The sequence below is a fragment of the Mesorhizobium sp. M7A.F.Ca.US.007.01.2.1 genome, assembly GCF_003998165.1.
Lineage (GTDB): Bacteria > Pseudomonadota > Alphaproteobacteria > Rhizobiales > Rhizobiaceae > Mesorhizobium > Mesorhizobium ciceri.
This window is the reverse complement of sequence record NZ_RZQP01000346.1, coordinates 1-4,623: the sequence shown is the minus strand read 5'-3', so window position 1 is coordinate 4,623 and position 4,623 is coordinate 1. Positions and strand designations below refer to the sequence as shown.

At 59.4% G+C, this 4,623-nt stretch carries 5 protein-coding genes; 3 read left to right on the top strand and 2 right to left on the bottom strand.

What is annotated here, in order from left to right:
- Positions 1-24 precede the first annotated feature (24 nt).
- Positions 25-1,842, top strand: a complete 1,818-nt coding sequence (locus EN949_RS33170; RefSeq protein ID WP_050596371.1) for a GNVR domain-containing protein — start codon at positions 25-27, stop codon at positions 1,840-1,842.
- Positions 1,843-2,008: 166 nt separating this feature from the next.
- On the top strand, positions 2,009-2,803 hold the full coding sequence (locus EN949_RS33165; RefSeq protein WP_245461888.1) for a sugar transferase: 795 nt from the start codon (positions 2,009-2,011) through the stop codon (positions 2,801-2,803).
- 12 nt (positions 2,804-2,815) lie between these two features.
- On the opposite strand, the gene EN949_RS33160 is transcribed toward EN949_RS33165, so the two are convergent.
- A complete protein-coding gene (locus EN949_RS33160) occupies positions 2,816-3,046 on the bottom strand; it encodes a hypothetical protein (RefSeq protein WP_127219079.1) in 231 nt (76 codons plus the stop codon).
- Positions 3,047-3,173: 127 nt separating this feature from the next.
- Between EN949_RS33160 and EN949_RS36035 the strand changes: the two genes are divergently transcribed.
- Positions 3,174-3,311: a hypothetical protein gene (locus EN949_RS36035; RefSeq protein WP_155924994.1), complete on the top strand. Its 138-nt coding sequence runs from the start codon at positions 3,174-3,176 to the stop codon at positions 3,309-3,311.
- Between the two features lie 104 nt (positions 3,312-3,415).
- Here EN949_RS36035 and EN949_RS33155 read toward each other — a convergent pair.
- On the bottom strand, positions 3,416-4,623 hold a 1,208-nt coding region (locus EN949_RS33155), incomplete at its 5' end, for a polysaccharide biosynthesis/export family protein (protein ID WP_127371923.1).

Sequence of the window (4,623 nt, the reverse complement as noted above, 5' to 3'; positions counted from 1 at the left end):
GCGTATGCCTGCAGGAGAAGCTGAATGAATCGCATGTTCACCAATCAATGGCCCTCGATGACGGACCAGCAGGCTTCCGCCGGCCAAGAGTTCATTGGGCTCTCCGACATTACCGAATTTCTGCGCCGCTACGCTGGAACTATCATTGCCTGCCTTGCCATGGCTCTCTTGTTGGCGGGGTTTTACAATTCGAGCACCGACCCAACTTTCATCGCCAGCGCGCAGATTCTGATCGAGCCGAAATTGCCGCAACACCTGCAGGAGGGCGGCGAAGTGGATCTGTCACTGGATACTGCCCAGGTGGAAAGCCAGATCGCTGTAATGCAGTCGGAAAAAATCGCAGCGATGGTGCTCGACCAGTTGAAACTCGTCGACGATGCGCAGTTCAATCGTTCCCAGTCTCCGACTTTGCGGGACAGATTGACGAAGACCGGAGCTGTCCTGCTTGACGCCTTGGGGCTGCGGAAAAGCGCCTGGCTGCAGCATTTCGCTCTTAGCGAGCCTGCCGCACCCCCCATGCTGACCGATTTTCAGAAGTTCCGTCGGAGCATGTTGGTTTTCCGCAACGGCCTCGACGTCCGCCGAGTCGGCGTTTCCTACGCGATTGACATATCCTTCACCTCTCCTGATCCCGAGGGCGCAGCCAGGATTGCGAACGCCACGGCCGATGCCTTCGTACGTGAGCAGATCGAAACCAAGACTGACGCAGCCAAGGAAGGAGGCGCGTGGCTGGAAATGCGGCTTCAGCAGCTGCGAACTCAAATGAATGAGGCCATGGCAAAAGCGCAGCAGTTCCGGTCACGGCACGACTACAGCGTCGGCATTGAAGCCAAAGCAGACGGGACGAGTGCTGAGCCGACGCTCGAAGAACTTGAGGTGACGGCTGAAACCTACCAGAAGATGTACGAGAGCTTCTTGCAGGCCTACACCAACTCGGTAAGCCAACAGTCGTATCCGGTTGCCGATGCAAGGGTCATCACAGCTGCGACGGCGCCGCTCAATCCGAGCGCTCCAAGGCCGAAGTTGATGCTGGCCTTCGCGGTGGTTGCCGGTCTCATTTTCGGTATTGGACTTGCGTTTGTAAGGCACGCGTTTGACTGGACCATAAGGTCGCCACGACAGATCCGCGACAATCTGGGCGTCGAATGCCTCGGAGAACTGCCACCGATCGGCAGAAGATCGGGCCTTGTCGACCAAGTGGCAAGATCTCCGCAATCCCGATACAGCCATAGCCTGAGAAAAGTGCGAACCGAGATAAGCCTTGCGGAAACCAGCCGCCCGATCAGGTTTCTTGGGTTGACTGCCGTATCCAACGACGGTTCGAAGAGTTCGGTGGCCAGCAATCTCGCTACGCTCTACTCGATGTCGGGCCTGAAGACGCTGGTGATTGACGCCGACATCCGGCGCCCGACCATGACCCCCTCGCGGCTTCTGAGCCAGTCGGGAGCCCTCGACCTACCGTGCCAGGACCCTGTCCGTCTCAACATCGTTCGTGCTGCGGGGCGGCCGTTCGACATCCTTTCCAGTTCGACCGTGGACGCCAGACACCTCCTGGCGCCTAGCAAGATGGAGGCGTTCCTCTCGGAGCTAGCCGCTAGTGACCTTGCCGCCAACGGACTTCCTGCCTACGACATTGTCATACTCGACCTGCCGACGCTTGCCTCGGGTGCCGACGAACTGATTGTCGGATCTGTCCTGGACGGCGTGGTGATCGTTGCCGAGTGGGGCAAGACACAGGTCCAGACGCTGCAGGAACTTGTCAAGACGTTGCAGGCCTGCAGGACCCCGATACTAGGCGTACTCTTGGCCAGGGTCCGCGCGCCCAAGCGCCGCAAAGCATGAAACCGTAGCGAGACATTCTCCTTCGGAAGTTGCAAAAAGTCTAGGAGGATCATTCCTTGGGATTAGGGGGATAGCCCCTGAGCGTCACGCTACCTCCTTTGCCCTTCTTGTCGACAACCTCCGACCTTGGAAGAGTGCAACAACAAGTCGAAACAGCGATTGTTCCATGACAACGAACGCCTTCGAGTCACATCAGGCAGCCCCGATCTGGGTTCAGCCATCTCTGCCTATCCCGTCCGACAGCCGAACGGCAGTCCTGCACGTCCTTCCCGCATCCGACAACAACGGTGCCGGGGCAGTGTTGACGGACCTTTCGCCCGCGCTCAGGTTGGGAACGACGAACCCTCCTGTGGGCGGTCTCCTGAAGCGCATCATGGATCTGGTAGTAGCATTCACGGTGCTTATGGTTGCCGCGCCGGTAATGATTGTCGTTGCTCTGCTGATCAGGATGACGGCAGGAGGCCCAGCAGTGTTCTCGCATAGCCGCATCGGCTTTGGCGGAAAGCCATTCGATTGCTACAAGTTCCGCTCGATGGTCACCAATTCGGACGAAGTTCTGAAGTCATTTCTCGACAGCAACCCTCAAGTCAGGTTGGAATGGGAGGAGACCCGCAAGATCAGGAACGACCCCCGCGTCACGGTGCTTGGGTGGATGCTGCGTAAGTCGAGCCTCGACGAACTCCCGCAATTGTTCAACATCATCCGCGGCGACATGAGTTGTGTGGGTCCAAGGCCCATCGTCAAGGACGAACTAAAATGCTACGGCGACCACTTAGGGGAATACCTTCGGGCAAAGCCCGGGCTCACCGGTCTGTGGCAGGTGAACGGAAGAAGCAGCATGGACTACGCCAACCGCGTGAAGCTGGACTGCCAGTATGTGCGGAACTGGTCGGTTTGGCTCGATATCGTGATCCTGTTCAGGACGGTTTTCGCAGTCATACGTTTCGACCGGGCTTCCTGAAGTCCCGCCGTGTCACCTTTCCTTGCGCTTCCGGTGGACGGACAGGGACAGACCGATGATATAGGCGCCAGCCAAGACGAATGACAGTATCAGGAACTTAGTGACGGTCACGTAGCCCGGCAACCCGAGCCCATTCCAGGCAAAGCTTCCGACCACAAGCAGCGCAGTCGCCGCGATCAGCGCAGGAGCCTTGAAGCGCAGTCCCATCAGAACGCCTGCCGCCGATATAGCGATTACACTCATGAGCACCGACATCTCCAGTGATACCCGCAGGAACTGATCGCCTCACTGCGGCAGGGAAGGCATCGTCAGCGTGCCCACTGATATGCGGCCTCAAAGTGCAAGGCAAGTGCCGCCGGAAATTGCTAGCATGGTCGGCCAGATCATTGAACTTGAAGCGAACCAGTTCAAAGAAAGGTGCGCGGCGGTTTTCCGTGTGGAACAGCAGAAAAACAAGCACCTGCAGCGAGCTGGCAGCTCCGCCCACTCTGAACCGCTCTGGCCATGACGCCGGCGCGTTCTTTACCCGTCCAGGCGGCCACCAACGGTCTCGGGTTCGGAGGTCATGTCGAAGGCGTTGCGAGCCGGCACCCGCGCCAATCATGAAGCCTGTCAATTGGTACCTTGAACAGAAACCGTCCCTGCCTGGACGTCGTCCTCTACAGGTAGAGCAGCCAAGCCGGACGGCGGGGCGGGGATATCGATCTTCACGGTATCGCCTGGCTCGATCGGCGTCGTTTCCTCAGCCGTGAGTTCTTGCGAGCCGCTGTCCGTCGTCCTCACGATCTTGAAGATCGGCTTGGCCCTTTCGGCGCGCTCTCTAAGGGCGAGCAGAGCAGGGGCCGTGACCTCGGTATCGTGCAACAACTGCACCGCGGTGTTGGCCTTGCTGGTCACTTCATTGAGCTGCAGTTGCGTCTCGCGCAAGGCAGCAGCGACTTCGCTGGCTTGGCTATTGCCGAGGTTGAGGATCTCGATGTCGGTCTTGCTTATCTCCTGCCTGACTCGCAAGAGCGAGGTCTCGGCAACCAACCTGTCGCTCTGCATCTGTGCGACCGTTCCCTGTAGAGAGAGTTCCCGCGGTGCAACCGCCAGCCCCTTCTGGACAAGGGCCGAAACACCCGCGAGTTCCTTCTGGATAAGTTCGATCTGTTGGTCGTGGAAGGCCATCTGCTGGCCGAGCGAGGTCAGTTCCTTTTCGAGGAAATCCTTGAGTTCGCGCAGGGCACGGAGTTGCGTCGCCATGGCGTCCTTGCGGACGGCGAAGATCTTGCGCTCCTGCTCCATCGCCACCGCGACCTTCTCGTTCGAAGCTCTGTCCTTCAGTTGCGCAGGGAAGGCGATGTCGTCGCTGCCAGCTAGTTCTGATTCCAGCCGTGCTTTGCGGGCGAGCAGACTGACGTTGCTCAGCGCCAACAAACCCACATCGCCCTGACCCACGATGACTTCACGCTCGAGCCTCGACATGTCTTCCTCGCGTGTTCGCAGGCCGCCGGCGATTCCCAGCGCCTGCAGCACCGTCAGCCCGGGCCTGTAGGGGAACTCGCCTGGCTGCGTGACGTAGCCGACAATGTAGAACGGCCTGTACTGGACAATCTCGACAGCGACATCCGGCTGGCGGCCGAGGCCCATGTGCTGCATCAGGCGGTCGCCGATCGCGCGGGCGAGGTCGCCGGGGGCGGTGCCCTGCGCGCGTATCTGGCCGACAAATGGAAGGAAGAGCGTGCCGTCGGCACCGACGACGAAACTGTCGTTGAGAGCCGTCCATTCGAAGATCACGTCGCGTGATGCGCGCCATTCGTAGACCTTGAGCCTGACCT

Bases quoted from the DNA above. Each gene is read 5' to 3' on its own strand.
- EN949_RS33165 (WP_245461888.1), top strand. From the start codon at position 2,009: ATGACAACGAACGCCTTCGAGTCACATCAGGCAGCCCCGATCTGGGTT.
- EN949_RS36035 (WP_155924994.1), top strand. From the start codon at position 3,174: ATGGTCGGCCAGATCATTGAACTTGAAGCGAACCAGTTCAAAGAAAGG.
- EN949_RS33170 (WP_050596371.1), top strand. From the start codon at position 25: ATGAATCGCATGTTCACCAATCAATGGCCCTCGATGACGGACCAGCAG.
- EN949_RS33160 (WP_127219079.1), bottom strand. From the start codon at position 3,046: ATGAGTGTAATCGCTATATCGGCGGCAGGCGTTCTGATGGGACTGCGC.